Origin of the sequence: Delftia sp. ZNC0008, from assembly GCF_000799035.1 — a bacterium.
GTDB lineage: Bacteria > Pseudomonadota > Gammaproteobacteria > Burkholderiales > Burkholderiaceae_C > Comamonas > Comamonas tsuruhatensis.
Window position 1 is genome coordinate 1 of record NZ_JTKZ01000116.1, and the last position, 17,878, is coordinate 17,878.

Annotated in this window: 18 protein-coding genes; 14 read left to right on the forward strand and 4 right to left on the reverse strand. The window is 67.5% G+C overall.

What is annotated here, in order from left to right; all coding sequences use genetic code 11:
• Positions 1–1,938, forward strand: a 1,938-nt coding sequence (locus L995_RS04275) for a xanthine dehydrogenase family protein molybdopterin-binding subunit (protein WP_047469459.1), incomplete at its 5' end; no start/stop codon positions are given.
• Here the strand turns inward: L995_RS04275 and L995_RS04280 are convergent.
• Both L995_RS04280 and apbC read right to left on the reverse strand, forming a co-directional pair.
• A complete protein-coding gene (locus L995_RS04280; protein ID WP_047469462.1) occupies positions 1,935–2,903 on the reverse strand; it encodes a LysR family transcriptional regulator in 969 nt (322 codons plus the stop codon). The two genes, L995_RS04275 and L995_RS04280, sit on opposite strands and share 4 nt — an antisense overlap.
• A 192-nt stretch (positions 2,904–3,095) precedes the next feature.
• Complete coding sequence (gene apbC / locus L995_RS04290) at positions 3,096–4,187, reverse strand: iron-sulfur cluster carrier protein ApbC (protein WP_012203771.1); 1,092 nt, start codon at positions 4,185–4,187, stop codon at positions 3,096–3,098.
• Positions 4,188–4,325: 138 nt separating this feature from the next.
• On the opposite strand from apbC, the gene L995_RS04295 reads away from it, so the two are divergent.
• The 6 genes from L995_RS04295 to L995_RS04320 all read left to right on the forward strand — a co-directional run bounded on the left by L995_RS04295 (position 4,326) and on the right by L995_RS04320 (position 11,625).
• Complete coding sequence (locus L995_RS04295; RefSeq protein ID WP_016449037.1) at positions 4,326–4,886, forward strand: restriction endonuclease; 561 nt, start codon at positions 4,326–4,328, stop codon at positions 4,884–4,886.
• A gap of 56 nt (positions 4,887–4,942) precedes the next feature.
• On the forward strand, positions 4,943–6,181 hold the full coding sequence (locus L995_RS04300) for a patatin-like phospholipase family protein (protein WP_047469484.1): 1,239 nt from the start codon (positions 4,943–4,945) through the stop codon (positions 6,179–6,181).
• A 303-nt stretch (positions 6,182–6,484) separates the two neighbouring features.
• On the forward strand, positions 6,485–7,936 hold the full coding sequence (locus L995_RS04305) for an amidase (protein WP_047469467.1): 1,452 nt from the start codon (positions 6,485–6,487) through the stop codon (positions 7,934–7,936).
• 82 nt (positions 7,937–8,018) lie between these two features.
• Positions 8,019–8,915: a SphA family protein gene (locus tag L995_RS04310; RefSeq protein WP_156135984.1), complete on the forward strand. Its 897-nt coding sequence runs from the start codon at positions 8,019–8,021 to the stop codon at positions 8,913–8,915.
• 196 nt (positions 8,916–9,111) lie between these two features.
• Positions 9,112–11,178 carry a methionine--tRNA ligase gene (gene metG, locus L995_RS04315; protein WP_047469470.1) on the forward strand — a complete coding sequence of 689 codons (2,067 nt, stop codon included), beginning with the start codon at positions 9,112–9,114 and terminating at the stop codon, positions 11,176–11,178.
• Positions 11,179–11,328: 150 nt separating this feature from the next.
• Positions 11,329–11,625, forward strand: coding sequence for a hypothetical protein (locus tag L995_RS04320; protein WP_047469473.1), 297 nt, complete (start codon positions 11,329–11,331; stop codon positions 11,623–11,625).
• 2 nt (positions 11,626–11,627) lie between these two features.
• Here L995_RS04320 and L995_RS04325 read toward each other — a convergent pair whose 3' ends face one another.
• The gene (locus L995_RS04325; protein WP_047469476.1) at positions 11,628–12,278 is read right to left on the reverse strand and encodes a YitT family protein; all 651 of its coding nucleotides are present in this window, start codon (positions 12,276–12,278) and stop codon (positions 11,628–11,630) included.
• A 163-nt stretch (positions 12,279–12,441) separates the two neighbouring features.
• Positions 12,442–12,939: an outer membrane protein assembly factor BamE domain-containing protein gene (gene bamE, locus L995_RS04330; protein WP_016449042.1), complete on the reverse strand. Its 498-nt coding sequence runs from the start codon at positions 12,937–12,939 to the stop codon at positions 12,442–12,444.
• Positions 12,940–12,985: 46 nt separating this feature from the next.
• Between bamE and L995_RS04335 the strand changes: the two genes are divergently transcribed.
• From L995_RS04335 to bioD, 7 genes are all read left to right on the forward strand, one after another.
• Positions 12,986–13,189 carry a DUF3460 family protein gene (locus L995_RS04335; RefSeq protein WP_016449043.1) on the forward strand — a complete coding sequence of 68 codons (204 nt, stop codon included), beginning with the start codon at positions 12,986–12,988 and terminating at the stop codon, positions 13,187–13,189.
• Positions 13,190–13,264: 75 nt separating this feature from the next.
• Positions 13,265–14,131: a segregation and condensation protein A gene (locus L995_RS04340; protein WP_026062089.1), complete on the forward strand. Its 867-nt coding sequence runs from the start codon at positions 13,265–13,267 to the stop codon at positions 14,129–14,131.
• 59 nt (positions 14,132–14,190) lie between these two features.
• Positions 14,191–14,829, forward strand: coding sequence for a 7-carboxy-7-deazaguanine synthase (queE, locus tag L995_RS04345; RefSeq protein WP_016449045.1), 639 nt, complete (start codon positions 14,191–14,193; stop codon positions 14,827–14,829).
• An 8-nt stretch (positions 14,830–14,837) separates the two neighbouring features.
• Complete coding sequence (locus tag L995_RS04350; RefSeq protein ID WP_016449046.1) at positions 14,838–15,203, forward strand: 6-pyruvoyl trahydropterin synthase family protein; 366 nt, start codon at positions 14,838–14,840, stop codon at positions 15,201–15,203.
• A gap of 150 nt (positions 15,204–15,353) precedes the next feature.
• On the forward strand, positions 15,354–15,734 hold the full coding sequence (panD, locus tag L995_RS04355) for an aspartate 1-decarboxylase (protein ID WP_016449047.1): 381 nt from the start codon (positions 15,354–15,356) through the stop codon (positions 15,732–15,734).
• Between the two features lie 27 nt (positions 15,735–15,761).
• Positions 15,762–17,084: an adenosylmethionine--8-amino-7-oxononanoate transaminase gene (gene bioA, locus L995_RS04360; RefSeq protein ID WP_047469479.1), complete on the forward strand. Its 1,323-nt coding sequence runs from the start codon at positions 15,762–15,764 to the stop codon at positions 17,082–17,084.
• The gene (gene bioD, locus L995_RS04365; RefSeq protein ID WP_047469481.1) at positions 17,081–17,782 is read left to right on the forward strand and encodes a dethiobiotin synthase; all 702 of its coding nucleotides are present in this window, start codon (positions 17,081–17,083) and stop codon (positions 17,780–17,782) included. The genes bioA and bioD overlap by 4 nt, the downstream gene beginning before the upstream one ends.
• The last annotated feature ends 96 nt before the right edge of the window (positions 17,783–17,878 follow it).

Consider the following 17,878-nt stretch of genomic DNA (forward strand, 5'->3'; position numbering starts at 1 on the left):
GCCGCCGCCCAGGCGCGCGAGCAGCTGCTGGCGCTGGCCGCGCAGCAATGGAGCGTGGCAGCGGACCGGCTCCAGGCGCGCGAAGGCCTGGTGCGCTTTGCCGATGGCAGCGATGCCCGCGAACTCGGCTATGGCGATCTGCTGCGCGGCCAGCAGCTGCAGCTGACGCTGGCCCCGCCCGATCAGGAGGTGAAGCTCAAGCCCGCCAGCGAATACCGGCTCGTCGGCCGTGGCGCGGCGCGCGTGGACATCCCCGCCAAGGCCACGGGCGAGCTGAGCTTTGTCCATGATGTGCGCGTGCCCGGCATGCGCCATGGCCGCGTCATCCGCCCTCCGCACCCGGGCCGCGACGGCGGCAGCTTCATCGGCCGCTGCCTGGTGGCGGTGGGGCGCGACTCCGTGGCCCACCTGCCCGGCAACGTGCAGGTGGTCACCGAAGGCGACTTCGTCGGCGTGGTCGCCGACCGCGAGGAACAGGCCATTGCCGCCATGCGCGCACTGCGCGTGCAATGGCAGGCCGTGCCGCCGGCGCCTGACTTATCCGATCTGGCTGCGGCGATACGCGCCAATCCCGCCCAGCACCGCTCGCTGGTGGACCAGGGCACTGTGGACGATGCCTTCGCGGGCGTCGGCTCGGGTGCGGCCACCGAACTGCGCCGCAGCTACGTCTGGCCCTACCAGATGCATGCCTCCATCGGCCCGTCCTGCGCCGTGGCCGATTTCAGCGAGGGCCGTCTCAAGCTCTGGGCCGGCACGCAGAACCCCCACATGCTGCGCACCGACCTGGACCGCCTGCTGCAACTGGGCGAGGACCGCATCGAGATCGTGCGCCTGGAGGCGGCCGGCTGCTACGGCCGCAACTGCGCCGACGATGTCTGCGCCGACGCCGCCCTGCTGTCCATGGCCGTGGGCGCGCCCGTGCGCGTACAGCTCACGCGCGAGCAGGAACACCAGTGGGAGCCCAAGGGCACGGCCCAGCTCATGGACGTGAGCGCGGCCATCGATGCGCGGGGCGAACTGCTGGCCTACGACTTTGCCGTGCGCTACCCCTCCAACGACGCGCCGCTGCTGGCCCTGCTGCTCACGGGCCGCATCCCGGGCGAGCCGCGCACGCTGGAGATGGGCGACCGCACCGCCGTGCCGCCCTACCGCTATGCCAGCCAGCGCATCACCTGCCATGACATGGCGCCCATCGTTCGCTCATCCTGGCTGCGCGGCGTCTCGGCCCTGCCCAATTCCTTTGCCCACGATTGCATGATCGACGAGCTGGCCCATGCGGCCGGCGCCGACCCCGTGGACTACCGTGTTCGTCACCTTGATGACCCGCGCGCCGTCGAGCTGATCAAGGCCACGGCCCGCCACGCAGGCTGGCAGCAAAGCCAGCCGGGAAGCCGGGGCCGCCCCGGCGCCGACGGCCTGCTGCACGGGCGCGGCGTGGCCTATGCGCGCTACATCCACAGCCGCTTTCCCGGCTTCGGCGCGGCCTGGGCCGCCTGGGTCATCGACATCGACGTAGACCCCGCCAGCGGCCGCATCGCCGTGCGGCGCCTGGTCGTGGGCCAGGACACGGGAATGATGGTCAACCCCGACGGCGTGCGCCATCAGATCCACGGCAACGTCATCCAGACCCTGAGCCGCAGCCTGATGGAGAAGGTCGCCTTCAATGCGCAAGGCGTGGCCAGCCGCGAGTGGGGCAGCTACCCCATCATCGGCTTCCGCGACCTGCCTCCCATCGAAGTGGTGCTGATGCCGCGCCAGGACGAGCCCCCCATGGGCGCTGGCGAATCGGCCTCGGTCCCCGGCCCGGCCGCGCTGGCAAATGCGCTGTTCGACGCCACCGGCCGGCGCTTCTACGCCGCGCCCTTCACGCCCGACGTGGTGCGCGCCGCACTGAATGCCGCGCTGAACGCCACGCCAGAGACTGCACAGCCCGCCTAGTCTTTCAGCGCCCCCGCATGCCGCAGGCACTGCGCACGCCAACCGGCGTCGTCCTGCAGTTGCAGCGCCGCCTGCAGCGCGCGCGTGGGCGCCACGCCCTGCTGGGCCATGAAGCCTATGGGCGTGACCAGCTCGGGCGAGCGCAGTGGCCGGGCCACCAGGCCCGGCATGTGGCGCACCGTGGCCACCATGGCGCCGGGCAGCACGGTGGTCATGCCATCCGTTCCTTGCGCCACGGCCATCACCAGGGTCAGCACGGAGTTGGTTTCCATGGCGGGCTGCACGGCCATGTCCACGGTGGCGAAGGCCTCGTCGATCACCGTGCGGTTGTGCATGTCGGGCGTGAGAAGGCACAGCGGCATGCCGGCCACGTCGCGCCAGGCGATGTCGGCGCCAAAGGCAAAGGGCCGGCCCTCGCCCTGCCCATCGCGGCACTCGGGGCACTCGCGGCACAGCAGGTAGTAGTGCTCCTCGTACTGGGGCCAGGACTGCAGGCGCGGTCCGCGCGGCGGCATGCGCGCGCTGTAGCCCAGGGCCAGGTCCAGGGACAGGTCTTCGAGCCCGCTCTCGATCTCGGCCGAGCTCATGGACAGCACCACGGGCGTGATGCCCGGATGGTGCTCGCGCAGCAGGGCCGCAAAGCGCGTGAGCATGGGCATGGCCGTGGGCACGGCCGCCATGCGCAGCTGCCCGCGCAGCGCGCCGGCGGCGGCGCTCAGTTCCTGGCGCAGGCCTTCCTCGGCCCGCAGCATGGCCAGGGCCGTGGCCAGCACCTGATCGCCCTCGGGCGTGAAGCCCGCGAACGAGCGGCCCCGGCGCACGATGACCGTGCCGAACTCCTCCTCCAGCGCGCGCAGCGCATTGGACAGCGCCGGCTGGGTGATGTGGCATGCCAGCGCCGCGCGGCCGAAATGGCGGTGCTCGTTGAGCGCCGCCAGATACCGCATCGAGGTCAGCAGGTTCATGCGCAATAACCTGAGTCGATTACCATGCCACCGATTTCGGCACAAATCAGATCGACATGGACAGTGCGAGAAAAACTGGCGTAATCCAACCCAGGGACGCCGAGGAAGGGCCGCCCCGCCCCGAGGGCGTCGTCCCCCTCCCGCGCAGCGAGAGAGGGGGAAGCGGCGCAGCCGCTCAGGGGGCGCAGCATTTCAGGTTCCCTGGCTCACCGTGATGGTGGGGAACTTGCTCGTGAAATCGCGCGCCTTGAGCGCCACCTTCACGGCCAGGTCGCGCGCCACCTTCTTGTAGATCTGCGCGGCCTCGCTGTCGGGCTCGGCCACCACGGTGGGCTTGCCGCTGTCGGCCTGCAGGCGGATCTGCAGCGACAGGGGCAGGGCGCCCAGGTAGTCGATGCCGTACTCGGCCGCCATCTGCTTGCCGCCCTCGGCGCCGAAGATGTGCTCCACATGGCCGCAGTTGGTGCAGACGTGGGCCGCCATGTTCTCCACCAGGCCCAGGATGGGCACGCCCACCTTCTCGAACATCTTCACGCCCTTCTTGGCGTCGATCAGGGCGATGTCCTGGGGCGTGGTGACGACCACGGCGCCCGTCATGGGCACGCGCTGGGCCAGCGTCAGCTGGATGTCGCCGGTGCCGGGCGGCATGTCCACCAGCAGGTAGTCCAGATCCTTCCAGTTGGTCTGGCGCAGCATCTGCTCCAGCGCCTGCGTGGCCATGGGGCCGCGCCAGATCATGGCCTGGTCGTTGTTGACCAGGAAGCCGATGGACATGACCTGCACGCCGTGGCTTTCCATGGGCTCCATGGTCTTGCCGTCGGGGCTTTCGGGGCGGCCCGAGATGCCCATCATCATGGGCTGGCTGGGGCCGTAGATGTCGGCGTCCAGGATGCCCACGCGCGCGCCCTCGGCGGCCAGCGCCAGCGCCAGGTTGGCCGTGGTCGTGCTCTTGCCCACGCCGCCCTTGCCGGACGAGATGGCGATGATGTTCTTGACGCCCGGCAGCAACTGCACGCCGCGCTGCACCGCATGCGCGGCGACCTTGGACGTGATGTTGACCGAGACATTGCCCACGCCCTCGACGGTCTTGGCCGCCGCGACGAACTGGCCGCGCAGCGCCGGCACCAGGCTTTGCGCCGGATAGCCCATCTCCACGTCGAAGGCCACGTCGGCCCCAGTGACCTGCAGGTTGCGCAGGGCGCGGGTGCTCACATAGTCCTTGCCGGTGTGGGGGTCGAGCACGCTGGAGAGCGCGGCCAAGAGCGCTTGTTCTGTGACTGCCATTGCTTTGATTACTCCTAGAGCCGGATAGTCTATCCAAGGCACCATCCCCTCGCTCACGCGAGACAATGCGGGCCTTGCTGCCTTTGCGGCCCCTGTTCCCGCCTTTTTCCGCGAAAGATCCGCCCCGTGAAATTCAAGATGGCCCACAACTCCCTGTTCGCGATCCTGCTGCGCTCGCGCTGGTGGATCAGCATCGCGCTGGCCGCGCTGGTGACCCTGGTGTCCACGGCGCTGCTGCCCAAGGACATCGCGCCGTTCGCCGCCATCACCGCCCTGCCCTTCTTCGGCATAGGCTGCGTTGCCGCCTGGCGCCAGCTGCGCGCGCCCAGCCCCGCCAAGGTGGAGCAGGCCCTGGAGATCGCCGCCCAGCAAAGCTGGCGCGAGTTCGCCGATCGGCTCGATCGCGCCTGGCAGGCCGAGGGCTACACCGTCACCCGCCTGTCCGACAAGGACGGCGCCGACTTCGTGCTGGAACGCGAAGGCCGCACCACCGTGGCCAGCGCCAGGCGCTGGAAGGCCGGCGTGCACGGCATGGAGCCGCTGCGCGCCCTGCTGGCCGCAGGCCAGGCGCGCGATGCGGCCACGGTCTGCTACCTGTCGCTGCAGCCGCCGGCCGAGAATGCAGCCGCCTGGGCCAAGCAGCAGGGCATCGCCCTGATCTCCGGCAAGGACCTGGGCTCCCTGCTGGCCAAGGCCTGATCCCTTCGGGGTCATCCCCTGATCTGATGACGGCCGGCGCGCGGCACACTCCAGGCATGCCCGATGCCGCGCCCTCACCCGACTCCAGCCTCCCTCCCCCCAGCACCGGACTGCTGCTCAGCGGCGGCGGCGCCCGCGCCGCCTACCAGGCCGGCGTGCTGGAGGCCATTGCCGAGATACGCCGCGCCTGCGGCCAGCAGCATGGCCCCAATCCCTTCCCCATCCTGGTCGGCACTTCGGCCGGCGCCATCAACGCGGCCGCCCTGGCCTGCGGCAGCGACCATTTCGACCGGGCCGTGCGCCGCATGTCGCGCATCTGGCGCAACTTGCGGCCCGAGGACATCTACCTGTCCGACTCGCTGAGCGTGCTGCGCAGCGGCGCGCGCTGGCTGACCCTGCTGTCCCTGGGCTGGGCCCTGGCGCGCTGGGGCCGCATGCGCCCGCGCTCGCTGCTGGACAACCAGCCGCTGGGCCGCCTGCTGTCGTGTGGCCTGGTTCCGCTGGAACGCCTGCCGCAATTGATCGCGGACGGCCACCTGCGCGCGCTGGCGGTCTCGGCCTCCAGCTACACCACCAGCGAGCACGTGACCTTCTGCCAGGCGCAGGACCAGCTCCAGCCCTGGGTGCGCAACCAGCGCAAGGCCGCCGCCGCCCAGATCACGCACGCGCACCTGCTGGCCTCCTCGGCCATTCCCTTCATCTTTCCGGCCACGCCGCTGCCGCTGGACGGCGCCACCGAATACTTCGGCGACGGCTCCATGCGCCAGACCGCGCCGCTGGCGCCCGCCATCCACCTGGGCGCAGAGCGCATCCTCGTCGTGGGCGCGGGCCGGCGCACCGAGCCGCCGGCCAGGCCGCCGCCAGAAGGCGCAAGCTACCCGTCGCTGGCCCACATCGCGGGCCACACGCTGTCGAGCATCTTCCTGGACGCCCTGTCCCTGGATGTGGAGCGCGCCGAGCGCATCAACCAGACCCTGGCCCTGATCCCGCCCGCCGACCGCGAACGCAGCCGGCTGCGCCCGCTGCAGTTGCTGGTCATCTCGCCGTCCGAACGCATAGACGCCATCGCCGCGCGCCATGTGGGCCAGCTGCCGCTGCCCATGCGCACCCTGCTGGGCGCCCTGGGCGTGCGCCAGGACGCCAGCGACCCGCGCGGCGCCGCCCTGGCCAGCTACCTGCTGTTCGAGCGCAGCTTCACCCGCGAACTCATGGCCCTGGGCCGGCGCGACGCGCTGGCGCGGCGCAGCGACATAGAGCAGTTCCTGGGCTGGCAGCGCGTGCCGGCTGCGGACTGACACATCCAACCCAACCTGCACCCAGCTCTCTGCGCCGCCGACGGTATGGCCATACCCGTCGATGACCTGCGACCGTCCAGAGACGTGGCAGGAAGGTTTCGACGACCGCCTGCAGGAAGTCATCAAAATTTCAATCGAAAAATTTAGTCAATAGGTTTTTCAACAATTTGATCCATCAACAGACGGATCAAAAATCGACTCCATGGTTTTCATGCGACTCATTGATTCACATATGAATCAATGCGATGAATCGCGTGGACCTCTTGCCGATGCGCTGACCATCGGGTGCTCTGGAGGAGTTGTATGGCCCATATTCCCTCTCAACAATCCCCGCAACTGTCCAGTGCGCCATGGCGCTGGACTGCGGTGGAAATGGCGGCTGCAGTGCGCAGGCGGGAGATCTCAGCCAAAGAGCTGGTGCAAAGCTGCCTGGACCGGATAGAGCAGGTCAACCCCTTGGTCAATGCACTGTCTGGCGTGTCCGCTGCCGATGCCTTGGAGGCAGCGGCCCAGGCGGACCAGCAGATGGCCCGGGGCGCAGACATCGGGCCGCTGCACGGGGTGCCAGTTCCCATCAAGATCAATACCGACCAGAAAGGCCAGGCCACCAGCAGCGGAATCGTTGCCTTCAAGGACATGGTCGCCACCGAGGATGCGCCGCCGGTCGCCAATCTGCGCAAGGCCGGCGCGATTTTCGTGGGCCGCAGCAACAGTCCGCCGTTCGCTTTGCGCTGGGCCACGACCAACGATCTCCACGGCCGCACGCTCAATCCGTGGGACGCCGGCAAGACGCCTGGCGGCTCCAGTGGAGGAGCGGCAGCGGCAATCGCCACGGGCATGGTGGCGCTCGCACATGGCAACGACATAGGCGGCTCCATACGCCAGCCGGCCTTTTGCTGCGGCGTCGTCGGCCTGCGGCCGACAGTCGGCCGCATCCCGAGCTGGACTGCGCCCCCCAACGGCCACCAACCCCTGTCCGTCCAGAATTTCATGACCCAGGGCCCGCTGGCCCGCTGCGTCGCGGACCTGAGGCTGGCCCTGAGCGTCATGAGCGCACCGGATCCACGCGATTGCCTGCAGGCGCCGGCCCCCCTCTCGGGACCGGCGCTGAACGGCCTGCCACGTGTCGGCCTGCTGCGGGACGTGGGCATTGCCCAGCCCAGCCCCGCCGTCAATGCGGCGCTGGACGAAGCCGCCGCCATGCTGCGGGAGGCGGGCCATGTGGTGGAAGAAGTGGAGCTTCCCTTGATGGAGCAAGCCTACCGGCTGTGGTGGCTGCTGGCCATGGGCGAATTCAGGAACGTGATGCCTCTGCTTGAACAGACGGGTGACGATGGCATCCGCCGCGCCGCCGCCTGCTACTACGAGGTGATCCAGCAATGGTGCGGCCCGCATCTCACGCTGGAGGCCTACATCGACGGCTATGCCCGTCGCGGCACCTTGATCGCCCAGCTGCAGCAGTTCATGGAGCGATGGCCGCTGATCTTGCTGCCGACCTGTACCGAGCAGGCCTTCGAGCAGGAATTCGATATCCGCAGCGTGGACACCATGCGCGGCATCATGGCCTCCAACTGGTCAATGATGGCGATTTCTCTTCTGGGCTTTCCCGCACTCGCCGTGCCCACCGGCATTGCCGATGGATTGCCGGTCGGCGTTCAGATAGTGGGACCCCGTTTCCGCGAGGACCTGGTTCTCGATGCAGCCCAGGAAATCGAAAGAAGGGCGGGACGCTTCTCGCCCATCACCCCCCTCTGACCCTCTATTCACCCCATGGAATCTGCCTGCCCGCAGGCAGACAGGCATTGCTCGTCCCAAAACTACGCCCCAGGGAGACATCATGAAGAAATTCCGCCTGCACACGCAATGCGTGATCGCTGCAGTCTGCGCTCAGTTTTTCGGGCATGCCATGGCCACCGAAGGCGGAGGGCTCGCAATCCTTCCAGATGGGCTGGAGAATTTCATGGTTTCGGCGCTTCCGCCTCCTGGCCTGTACTTCATGCTTTACGGTGGCAACGCAAACTACGACACATTGCGCAACCGGTCCGGCGACCGCTTGCCGGTCCCGGGCTTCAAAGTGGATGTCAACGCGATCACCCCCCGTGTGGTCTGGGTCACCGAGCAAAAAGTCCTGGGCGGACAACTGCTGTTCCATGCCGTAGCACCTTTGGTGGATGTGAAATTCCGGGCCGCCGGCGCACACTTCCAAAACCGGGGGCTGGCGGACATCTCCTTCGGAGCGGGCGTGGGCTTTCGCTCCGGGGACAAGCTCTACTACGGAGCCGGGGTCGATCTGTATGTGCCGACAGGCAAATATGACAAGAACGACCCCTCCAGCCTGGGCAAAAACTACTGGGCAATCCAGCCAGTCTTCGTCATGAGCTATGTGCAGCACTGGGGCATCAACGCCGACATCAAGCTCATGTACGACTTCAACGGACGCAACTCCGATACGCAGACCCGCTCGGGGCAGGCGATTCATGCGGACTACTCGGCAGGATGGGGTATCGGCAATGGATGGGTATTGGGGGTTGGAGGGTATATCTTCCAGCAGACGACGTCGGACAAAGGCCCCAACAGCGCCGACGGCAAGGCACGCGCAATCGGCTTCGGTCCTTCGGTCCGGTTCGCAGACGGCAAGGGCTGGCTTTTCACGGCCAAATTGCAAAAGGAGTTCGACGTGAGAAGCCGGCCCCAGGGAACCCAGTTCTATGTAAAGGCAACGCTGCCATTCTGAATCAGGCACCCGCCGTCATGTACCACGACACGGCGGCGTCATGACTCAGCCAGTCCTGCGCGACCATGCCTGCAACGCGGCGGCGCGCCACGCCGCAAGCTCAGAGAGCCTGGCCAGTGCATTCCAAAGCCCGTCCTTGCACCACGACCGTCCCGGGCTTCTAGAATGTCAGGCTCCCCCGAGAAAGCCGCCATCCATGACCGCACGCAAACTCTTCGTCACCACCGCCCTGCCGTACGCCAACGGCAACTTCCACATCGGCCACATCATGGAATACATCCAGGCCGACACCTGGGTGCGTGCGCAGCGAATGCAGGGCAACGCGGTCAACTTCGTGGGTGCCGATGACGCCCACGGCGCGCCCATCATGATTGCGGCCGAGAAGGCCGGCAAGACGCCCCAGCAGTTCGTGGCCGACATCGCCGCAGGCCGCAAGCAGTACCTGGACGGCTTCCACATCGCCTTCGACAACTGGCACAACACCGACGCGCCCGAGAACCACGCGCTGGCCCAGCAGATCTACAGGGACCTGAAGGCTGCCGGCTTCATCGAGACGCGCACCATCGAGCAGTTCTTCGACCCCGAGAAGAACATGTTCCTGCCCGACCGCTTCATCAAGGGCGAATGCCCGCGCTGCCACGCCAAGGACCAGTACGGCGACAACTGCGAGGTCTGCAGCGCCGTTTACGCGCCCACCGACCTGATCACCCCCTACTCGGCGCTGTCCGGCGCCAAGCCTGTGCTCAAGAGCTCGGAGCATTTCTTCTTCAAGCTGTCGGACCCGCGCTGCGTGGAATTCCTGACCGAATGGACCCAGGACGGCCAGCACGTGCAGCCCGAGGTGGCCAACAAGATCAAGGAATGGTTCAGCGTGCGCACCAACCCGGACGGCACGACCAGCGAGGGCCTGGGCGACTGGGACATCTCGCGCGACGCGCCCTACTTCGGCATCGAGATCCCCGATGCGCCGGGCAAGTACTTCTACGTCTGGCTGGACGCGCCCGTGGGCTACCTGGCCTCGCTCAAGAACCTGCTGGACCGCCGTGGCGAGGACTACGAGGCCTACATGGCCGACCCCGCGCTGGAGCAGTACCACTTCATCGGCAAGGACATCATCACCTTCCACACGCTGTTCTGGCCCGCCATGCTCAAGTTCAGCGGCCGCAAGACGCCCACCAAGATCTGCGTGCACGGCTTCATGACCGTGAACAACGGCGAGAAGATGAGCAAGAGCCGCGGCACCGGCCTGGACCCGCTCAAGTACCTGGGCCTGCAGATGAACCCCGAGTGGCTGCGCTACTACCTGGGCGCCAAGCTCAACGGCAAGAATGAAGACATCGACTTCAACCCCGATGACTTCATGGCCCGCGTCAACTCCGACCTGATCGGCAAGTACGTGAACATCGCCTCGCGCGCGGCCGGCTTCATCGCCAAACGCTTCGACGGCAAGCTGGGCACGGTCAGCGAAGACGGCCAGGCCCTGCTGGCCCAGCTGCGCGGCCAGAGCGAGGCCGTCGTCCAGGCCTTCGAGAACCGCGACACGGCCCGCGCCGTGCGCGAGATCATGCAGCTGTGCGACCGCGTCAACGAATACGTGGACGCCAACAAGCCCTGGGAGCTGGCCAAGCAGGAAGGCATGGACGCCCGCCTGCAGGACGTGTGCACCACCTGCATCGAGGCCTTCCGCCTGCTGACCATCTACCTGAAGCCCATCCTGCCGGCCGTGGCCGAACAGGTGGAAGGCTTCCTGAACGTGGCGCCGCTGCAGTTCGCCGACGCACAGAACCTGCTGGGCGCCGGCCATGCCATCGGCCTGTACAAGCACCTGATGCAGCGCGTGGACGTCAAGCAGCTGGAGGCCCTGTTCGAGGCCCCCGAGCCCGTGGTCGAGAAGGTCCTGCCCGGCGGCGAGGAAATTGCCGAAACCATCAGCATCGACGACTTCGCCAAGGTGGACCTGCGCATCGCCAAGATCGTGGAATGCAAGCCCGTGGAAGGCTCGACCAAGCTGCTGCAGCTCACGCTGGACGTGGGCGAAGGCAAGACACGCAACGTGTTCTCCGGCATCTCCAGCATGTACCAGCCCGAGCAGCTGCAGGGCAAGCTCACCGTGATGGTGGCCAACCTGGCGCCGCGCAAGATGAAGTTCGGCATCTCCGAAGGCATGGTGCTGGCCGCCAGCCACGCCGATGAGAAGGCCAACCCCGGCATCTACGTGCTGGAGCCCTTCCCCGGTGCCACACCTGGCATGCGTATACATTGAAATGCCCCCTGAGTCGCTTCGCGCCTTCCCCCTGAAGGGGGGCATACGGGCACCCGGCGACACCCTCGGTGCGGGGCGGCCCTTCCTCGGCGTCCCTGACTTGGGCTCTGCCGGTTTCAAAGATTGCGCACAGTGTGTTGGACGACAATCATGAAGTCTGCAAAGTCCCGCAAGCCCTCACGGTCCCCGGCCCTGGGGGCTTTTCTTTGCCTGTGCGCCGCGGCCCTGCTGTCCGGCTGCACCGTGGTGGCCGTGACGGCCACGGCGGTCAGCGTCACGGCCTCGGCCGTGGGGCTGGCCGCGGATGCGGCCGTGGGCACGGCAAAAATCGTCGGCAAGGGAGTGGGCAAGGCCGTCGATGCGATGAGCGATGACGGGGCAGCCGCAGACAACAGCGGCATCACGGTCCGCTACCGCACGCCCGATGGGCAGCCCCTGACGCCCTGAGGCTACTGCCCGGCGTAGCGCCCGGGCCGGTGGCTCACGGCCAGGAACACGCCCATGATCACGGCCGCCAGCACCGACCAGGCCACGCGCTCGAGGGGCACCACCCACAGCGCCAGCAGCACCACGCAGCAGTCGATGGCCATCTGCACTTTGCCGGCGCGGATGCCGTAGCGGTCCTGCAGGTAGAGCGAGGCGATGGTGGCGCCGCCCAGGCTGGAGCGGTGGCGCGCCAGGAACAGCAGGCCCGAGCCCATGAGCAGGCCGCCCGCAATGGCGGCAAAGGCCGGGTGCAGGTAGTCGATGTGGATGAGGCGCGGCCCCATTTCGGTGATCAGCGACAGCGCGCCCACGCAGATGAAGGTCTTGACCGTGAAGGTGCGGCCCACGCGCGTCCAGGCAAACCAGTAGAACGGGATGTTGATCGCGAAGAAGATGAGGCCGAACGGCCAGCCCGTGGCGTAGTGCAGCACGAAGGCCAGGCCCGCCGTGCTGCCCGTCAAAAGCCCCGCCTGGGCGAACATCATCATGGCGATGCCCACGAACAGGGTTCCGGTGAAGAGGGCCTGGACATCCTCGAAGAGGCCATGGCGCAGCGAAGCGGTGGCCGAAACAGGCGCAGCGGGCGCGGCAGCGGGTAGGGAGGGCGTGGACATTGTCGGGGTGATGACAGATCTATCGTCGCAAAGGCCCCGGTTCGGGGCCTTAACCGTACCCATGGGGTGTCATAGGTACAAACCCGGATTCTAGAGACTGTTGCCCCGGCGCGCTGTGGCGTGCAGGGTACAGCGCGCCGCAGGGGCTTGCAGGGACCTGTTGTCAGGCTCCGCCGTGCAGTTTCTCGCGGCCGGCGCTGCGCAGCACGCGGCCGTCGGGGCCGAAGGTCACGGTGAACTCCATGTCGCGCGTGGGGGGATCGATGTAGTTCCAGTCCCAGTCGGTTTCCTGCTTGAGCTGGTAGGTGGTGACCTTGGCAGGCTTGCCCAGCATGCGGCGCACCTGCTCCTCGTCCATGCCGGGGCGGATTTTCTCGAAGTTGTGCGGCGCCAGCACCTGGCGCAGCGCGCTCATGCGGCCATCGGTGCCGATGGTGATCATGTAGTTGCGGCTGCCGGCGGGCTGGCGATTGTACTCGAAGGTACGCGAGCCGTCGGGCTCGGTCCAGATGCGTTCGGGCTCGCCAAAGCGGGCGCGGACGTCGGCCTCGGTGGACAGGCCTTCTTCGAGTTCCTTGATGTTTTGGGGATCGCAGCCGGGCAGCCCAAGCATGCCCATCACGGCCACGGCAACGCCCAGAAGACGGGAGACTAGGTTCATCGGCGGTGTCCCGGTAAAATCACGCGATTCAAGAGGTTATCAGTCTATGTCATTCTTTCGCCGCCCCGATTACCGTTCCGACGCCACGAACTTCATCAACGAGCTGAAGAAGCAAAAGCCCGAGCTGCCCAGCCAGCAGTTGGCCGGCCGCTCGCTGCTGTGGGACAAGGACGTGAACCACGAAGTCTGGGAAGACCTGCGCGCCGGCCGCGTGGACCAGAAACCCTACGTCTACCAGACGAACTCCTGATTTCGGCTGCAATGACACATCAGCCTGTTTCGCTGTGGCACCGTGCGCATGCAGCTGATGCCTGCGCAGCAAGGCATGGCCGAGGCTGAGTCCGCACTGGCGCCTGCGGGCGCCGGCGCCGCATCCCCCGCTCCTGGCGACGATTCACCGGTCGTGATCGACCAGGTGGCTTTGGCGCGCCTGTACGGCGAGCCGCTGTTCGCCCTGCCGCAGGACCTGTACATCCCGCCCGATGCGCTGGAGGTCTTCCTCGAAGCCTTCGAAGGGCCGCTGGACCTGTTGCTGTACCTGATCCGCAAGCAGAACTTCAACATCCTCGACATTCCCATGCTGGACGTGACGCGCCAGTACATGCGCTATGTCGACGAAATCCGCAGCCGCAACCTCGAGCTGGCGGCCGAGTACCTGCTGATGGCGGCCATGCTCATCGAGATCAAGTCGCGCATGCTGCTGCCGCCCAAGAAGCAGGACGATGGCGAGGAAGCCGAGGACCCGCGCGCCGAACTGGTGCGCCGCCTGCTGGAATACGAGCAGATCAAGCTGGCCGCCCAACAGCTGGGCCAGGTGCCGCACTACGGGCGCGACTTCCTCCGGGCCCAGGTCCATATCGAGCAGAACCTGCAGCCGCGTTTCCCCGATGTGGACGTGGCCGAGCTGCAATCGGCCTGGCGCGACATTCTCAAGCGTGCCAAGCTTGTGCAAAGCCACAAGATCACGCGCGAGGAACTCTCGGTGCGCGAATACATGAGTCAGGTGCTCAAGGCCCTGCAGGGCCGGCGCTTCGTCGAGTTCGAGACCCTGTTCCAGCCAGAGAAGGGATCGACCGTGCTGGTCGTGACCTTCATCGCCCTGCTGGAGCTGGCCAAGGAAACGCTGATCGAGATCACCCAGGCCGAAGCCTTTGCGCCCATCTACGTGCGCCTGGCCTATACGCCCGTCTAGCGGGCACGGATACAGGCACGCGCACACCGACAGGCCGGCACCACCGGCCTCCATGCACCATGACTTACAGCGTCAAAGAAATCTTCTACACCCTGCAGGGCGAGGGCGGCCAGGCCGGCACGCCGGCCGTGTTCTGCCGCTTTGCAGGCTGCAACCTCTGGACCGGCCGCGAGCAGGACCGCGCCAGCGCCATCTGCCAGTTCTGCGACACCGACTTCGTGGGCACCGACGGCACGCTGGGCGGCAAGTTCGCCACGGCCGACGCCCTGGCAGAACGCATCCTGTCCCAGTGGCCGGCCGGCGACAGCCGGCACCGCATGGTGGTGCTGACCGGGGGGGAGCCCCTGCTGCAGGTGGACGAGCCCCTGATCGCGGCCCTGCATGCGCGCGGCTTTCGCATTTCCGTGGAAAGCAATGGCACCGTGGCCGCGCCCGAGGGCATCGACTGGCTGTGCATCAGCCCCAAGGCGGGCGCCGACTGGGTGCAGCGCAGCGGCCAGGAGCTCAAGCTGGTCTGGCCGCAGCCCGGCTTCGATCTGCAGGCCATCGAGGCCGGCACCCGTTTCGACCACTATTTCCTGCAGCCCATGGACAACGTCCTGCAGGCCGACAACACGGCCGCCTGCATAGCGCAATGCCTGCAGCACCCGGCCTGGCGCCTGAGCCTGCAGACCCACAAGCTCACCGGCATCCGCTGATTTTTGCCATGCAGTTCACCGTTCACCAGCGCTTTTTCTTCGACGCCGCCCACACGCTGGAGCGCGCCATCGAGACCGAGAGCAGCCGCCGCATCCACGGCCACACCTACTATGCCGAAGTCAGCGTCACCGGCCCGCGCAATCCGGACAACGGCATGGTGATCGACCTGGGCTACCTGCGCTCGCGCCTGAAGACCCTGGGCGACGCGCTGGACCACCGCTTCCTCGACGAAATCCCCGGCCTGGGCAAGCCCACGCTGGAAAACCTGTGCCTGTTCATTGCCGATTCCCTGGCCGACCTGCAGCCCGCTCCCAGCCGCATCCGCGTATGGCGCGACAGCATCGGCGATGGCTGCGTGCTGGATCTGGGCTGACCTCAAGCCAGGCCTGCCAGAGAGCCGCCCCCGAAGAGCAACTCCACGGCCATCATGGGTTTGGCGGTTCGCAGATAGACTTGATGGCTTTTTTTGCCAGTCCCCGCCACCGTCAAGATCGCGCCCAAGCGCCCCCTCGAGAGACAAAACATGTTCCGCACCCTGCTCAAATCCAAGATCCACCGCGTCAAGACCACGCAATGCGAGCTGCACTATGAAGGCTCCTGCGCGATCGACGAGGACCTGCTGGACGCCGCCAACATCGTCGAGAACGAGCAGGTGCACATCTGGAACATCGACAACGGCGAGCGCTTCGTCACCTATGCCATCAAGGGCCAGCGCGGCAGCGGCATGATCTCGGTCAACGGCTCGGCCGCGCGCCGTGCTGCCGTGGGTGATCTGCTGATCATTGCGTCCTTTGCCCAGGTGCATGAGACCGACGTGGCCGAGCACCGGCCCCAGCTGGTTTTCGTGGACGATGCCAACCGCCAGGTCGAGCTGCGCCACCACGTGCCCACGCAGCAGCTGTGAGCTGCGCTGCGGTGTGACAATCGCGCGATGACTCAATCGCTTGCCGCCCGCAGCCTTGCGGCTGTGTGGCACCCCTGCACCCAGATGAAGCGGCACGAGGCCGCGCCCCCCATCGCCATCGCGCGTGCCCAGGGCCCCTGGCTCCACGACACCGAAGGACGCCGCTACCTGGATGGCGTCAGCTCCTGGTGGGTCAACCTCTTCGGCCACAGCCATCCGCACATCCAGGCCGCGCTCACCGACCAGCTCGCCCGGCTGGACCATGTGATGCTGGCCGGCTTCACGCACGCGCCCGTGGTGGAGCTGTCCGAACGGCTGGCCACGCTCACCGGCCTGGGCCATGCCTTCTACGGCAGCGACGGCGCATCGGCCACCGAGATCGCCCTCAAGATGAGCGCGCACTACTGGCGCAACCTTGGCCGCCCCGCCAAGAGCCGTTTTGCCGGCCTGGCCGGCGGCTACCACGGCGAAACCGTCGGCGCGCTGGCCGTGACCGACATCCCCCTCTTCCGCGAAGCCTATGCCCCCCTGGTGCGCCTGGCCGACACCGTGCCCAGCCCCGATGCACGCGGCGCGCAAGGCGGCGAAAGCCCGGTCGATGTGGCACGGCGCGCCGCCGAAGGCCTGCGCCAGTGGCTGGAGCAGCACCACGAGACCACGGCCGCACTCATCGTCGAGCCGCTGGTGCAGTGCGCGGCCGGCATGGCCATGCACGACCCCGAATACCTGCGCCTGGCGCGCGCCCTGTGCGACCGCTACGAGGTGCACCTGGTGGTGGACGAGATCGCCGTGGGCTTCGGCCGCACGGGCAGCATGTTCGCCCACCAGCAGGCCGGCATACGGCCGGACTTCATCTGCCTGTCCAAGGGCCTGACGGGCGGCACGCTGGCCCTGTCGGCCGTGCTGACCACCGAGGCCGTCTACGCCGCCTTCTACGACGATTCCGTGGCGCGCGGCTTCCTGCACTCGCACTCGTACACCGGCAACCCGCTGGCCTGCCGCGCGGCCCTGGCCACGCTGGAGCTGTTCGAGCAGACCGATGCCATCAACGCCAACCTCGCGCTGGCGCAAACGCTGGACGGCGCCTTCGCCCCTTTGAACCAGCACGCCCGCGTGCGCCACGCACGGCGCCAGGGAATGATCTGGGCCTGGGATGTGCAGACCTCGCTGCCCGACTTCTCGCGCCGCTACAGCGCAGCCGCGCTGGAGCGCGGGCTGCTGCTGCGCCCTATCAGCAACACCCTCTACGCCATGCCTCCCTATTTGCTGGACGAAGAAGCCGTGCAGCACCTGGCGGCCAGCGCGCTGGCCGCCCTTGAAGACACCCTGGCCCAGGAGAACCATTCGTGAACGCCCACCGCACCATTGGCTGCTTTGTCACCGGCACCGACACGGGCGTGGGCAAGACCCTGGCCTCCTGCGGGCTGCTGCATGCGCTGGCCCGCCACCATGCCCGCGTGGTGGGCATGAAGGCCGTGGCCGCAGGCGCCGAGCCCGACGGCCAGGGCGGCTGGGCCAACGAGGACACGCTGGCGCTGCGCGCCGCCTCCACCCTGGCCGTACCGCCCGAACTCGACAACCCCGTGCTGCTGCCCGATCCCATGTCGCCGCACATCGCCGCGCAGCGCGCGGGCCGCTCCATAGAGATCGCACACATCGTGGACAGCTACCGGCGCCTGGCCGAACAGGCCGACGCCGTGGTGGTGGAAGGCGCGGGCGGCTTTCTCGTGCCGCTGTCCGACCAGCTCTCGGGCGCCGACCTGGCCTGCGCGCTGGACCTGCCCGTGGTCATGGTCGTGGGCCTTCGGCTGGGCTGCCTGAACCACGCCGCCCTCACGGCCGAGGCCATCCGCGCGCGCGGCCTGCGCCTGGCCGGCTGGATTGCCAGCCGCGTGGACCCCGCCATGCTGGTGCCCGAGGAAAACATGGCCTGGCTGCGCCAGCACCTGGACCGGCAACTGCAGGCGCCGCTGCTGGCCGACATCCCCTTCCAGCAGTACCCCGACCCGCGCGCCACCACCTATACCCTGCCGGAGCAATGGCAATGAGCGGCTCCTGGCTGGACGACATCCCCGCGCGCATCGCCGAGCTCGACGCGGCCCACCTGCGCCGCCGCCGCCGCGCCACGGCGCCGCTGCAGGGCG

Bases quoted from the DNA above. Each gene is read 5' to 3' on its own strand.
- queE (WP_016449045.1), top strand. From the start codon at position 14,191: ATGACTTACAGCGTCAAAGAAATCTTCTACACCCTGCAGGGCGAGGGC.
- L995_RS04300 (WP_047469484.1), top strand. From the start codon at position 4,943: ATGCCCGATGCCGCGCCCTCACCCGACTCCAGCCTCCCTCCCCCCAGC.
- metG (WP_047469470.1), top strand. From the start codon at position 9,112: ATGACCGCACGCAAACTCTTCGTCACCACCGCCCTGCCGTACGCCAAC.
- L995_RS04350 (WP_016449046.1), top strand. From the start codon at position 14,838: ATGCAGTTCACCGTTCACCAGCGCTTTTTCTTCGACGCCGCCCACACG.
- L995_RS04280 (WP_047469462.1), bottom strand. From the start codon at position 2,903: ATGAACCTGCTGACCTCGATGCGGTATCTGGCGGCGCTCAACGAGCAC.
- L995_RS04325 (WP_047469476.1), bottom strand. From the start codon at position 12,278: ATGTCCACGCCCTCCCTACCCGCTGCCGCGCCCGCTGCGCCTGTTTCG.
- L995_RS04295 (WP_016449037.1), top strand. From the start codon at position 4,326: ATGGCCCACAACTCCCTGTTCGCGATCCTGCTGCGCTCGCGCTGGTGG.
- L995_RS04310 (WP_156135984.1), top strand. From the start codon at position 8,019: ATGAAGAAATTCCGCCTGCACACGCAATGCGTGATCGCTGCAGTCTGC.
- bioA (WP_047469479.1), top strand. From the start codon at position 15,762: ATGACTCAATCGCTTGCCGCCCGCAGCCTTGCGGCTGTGTGGCACCCC.
- bamE (WP_016449042.1), bottom strand. From the start codon at position 12,939: ATGAACCTAGTCTCCCGTCTTCTGGGCGTTGCCGTGGCCGTGATGGGC.
- panD (WP_016449047.1), top strand. From the start codon at position 15,354: ATGTTCCGCACCCTGCTCAAATCCAAGATCCACCGCGTCAAGACCACG.
- L995_RS04335 (WP_016449043.1), top strand. From the start codon at position 12,986: ATGTCATTCTTTCGCCGCCCCGATTACCGTTCCGACGCCACGAACTTC.
- L995_RS04340 (WP_026062089.1), top strand. From the start codon at position 13,265: ATGGCCGAGGCTGAGTCCGCACTGGCGCCTGCGGGCGCCGGCGCCGCA.
- apbC (WP_012203771.1), bottom strand. From the start codon at position 4,187: ATGGCAGTCACAGAACAAGCGCTCTTGGCCGCGCTCTCCAGCGTGCTC.
- L995_RS04320 (WP_047469473.1), top strand. From the start codon at position 11,329: ATGAAGTCTGCAAAGTCCCGCAAGCCCTCACGGTCCCCGGCCCTGGGG.
- L995_RS04305 (WP_047469467.1), top strand. From the start codon at position 6,485: ATGGCCCATATTCCCTCTCAACAATCCCCGCAACTGTCCAGTGCGCCA.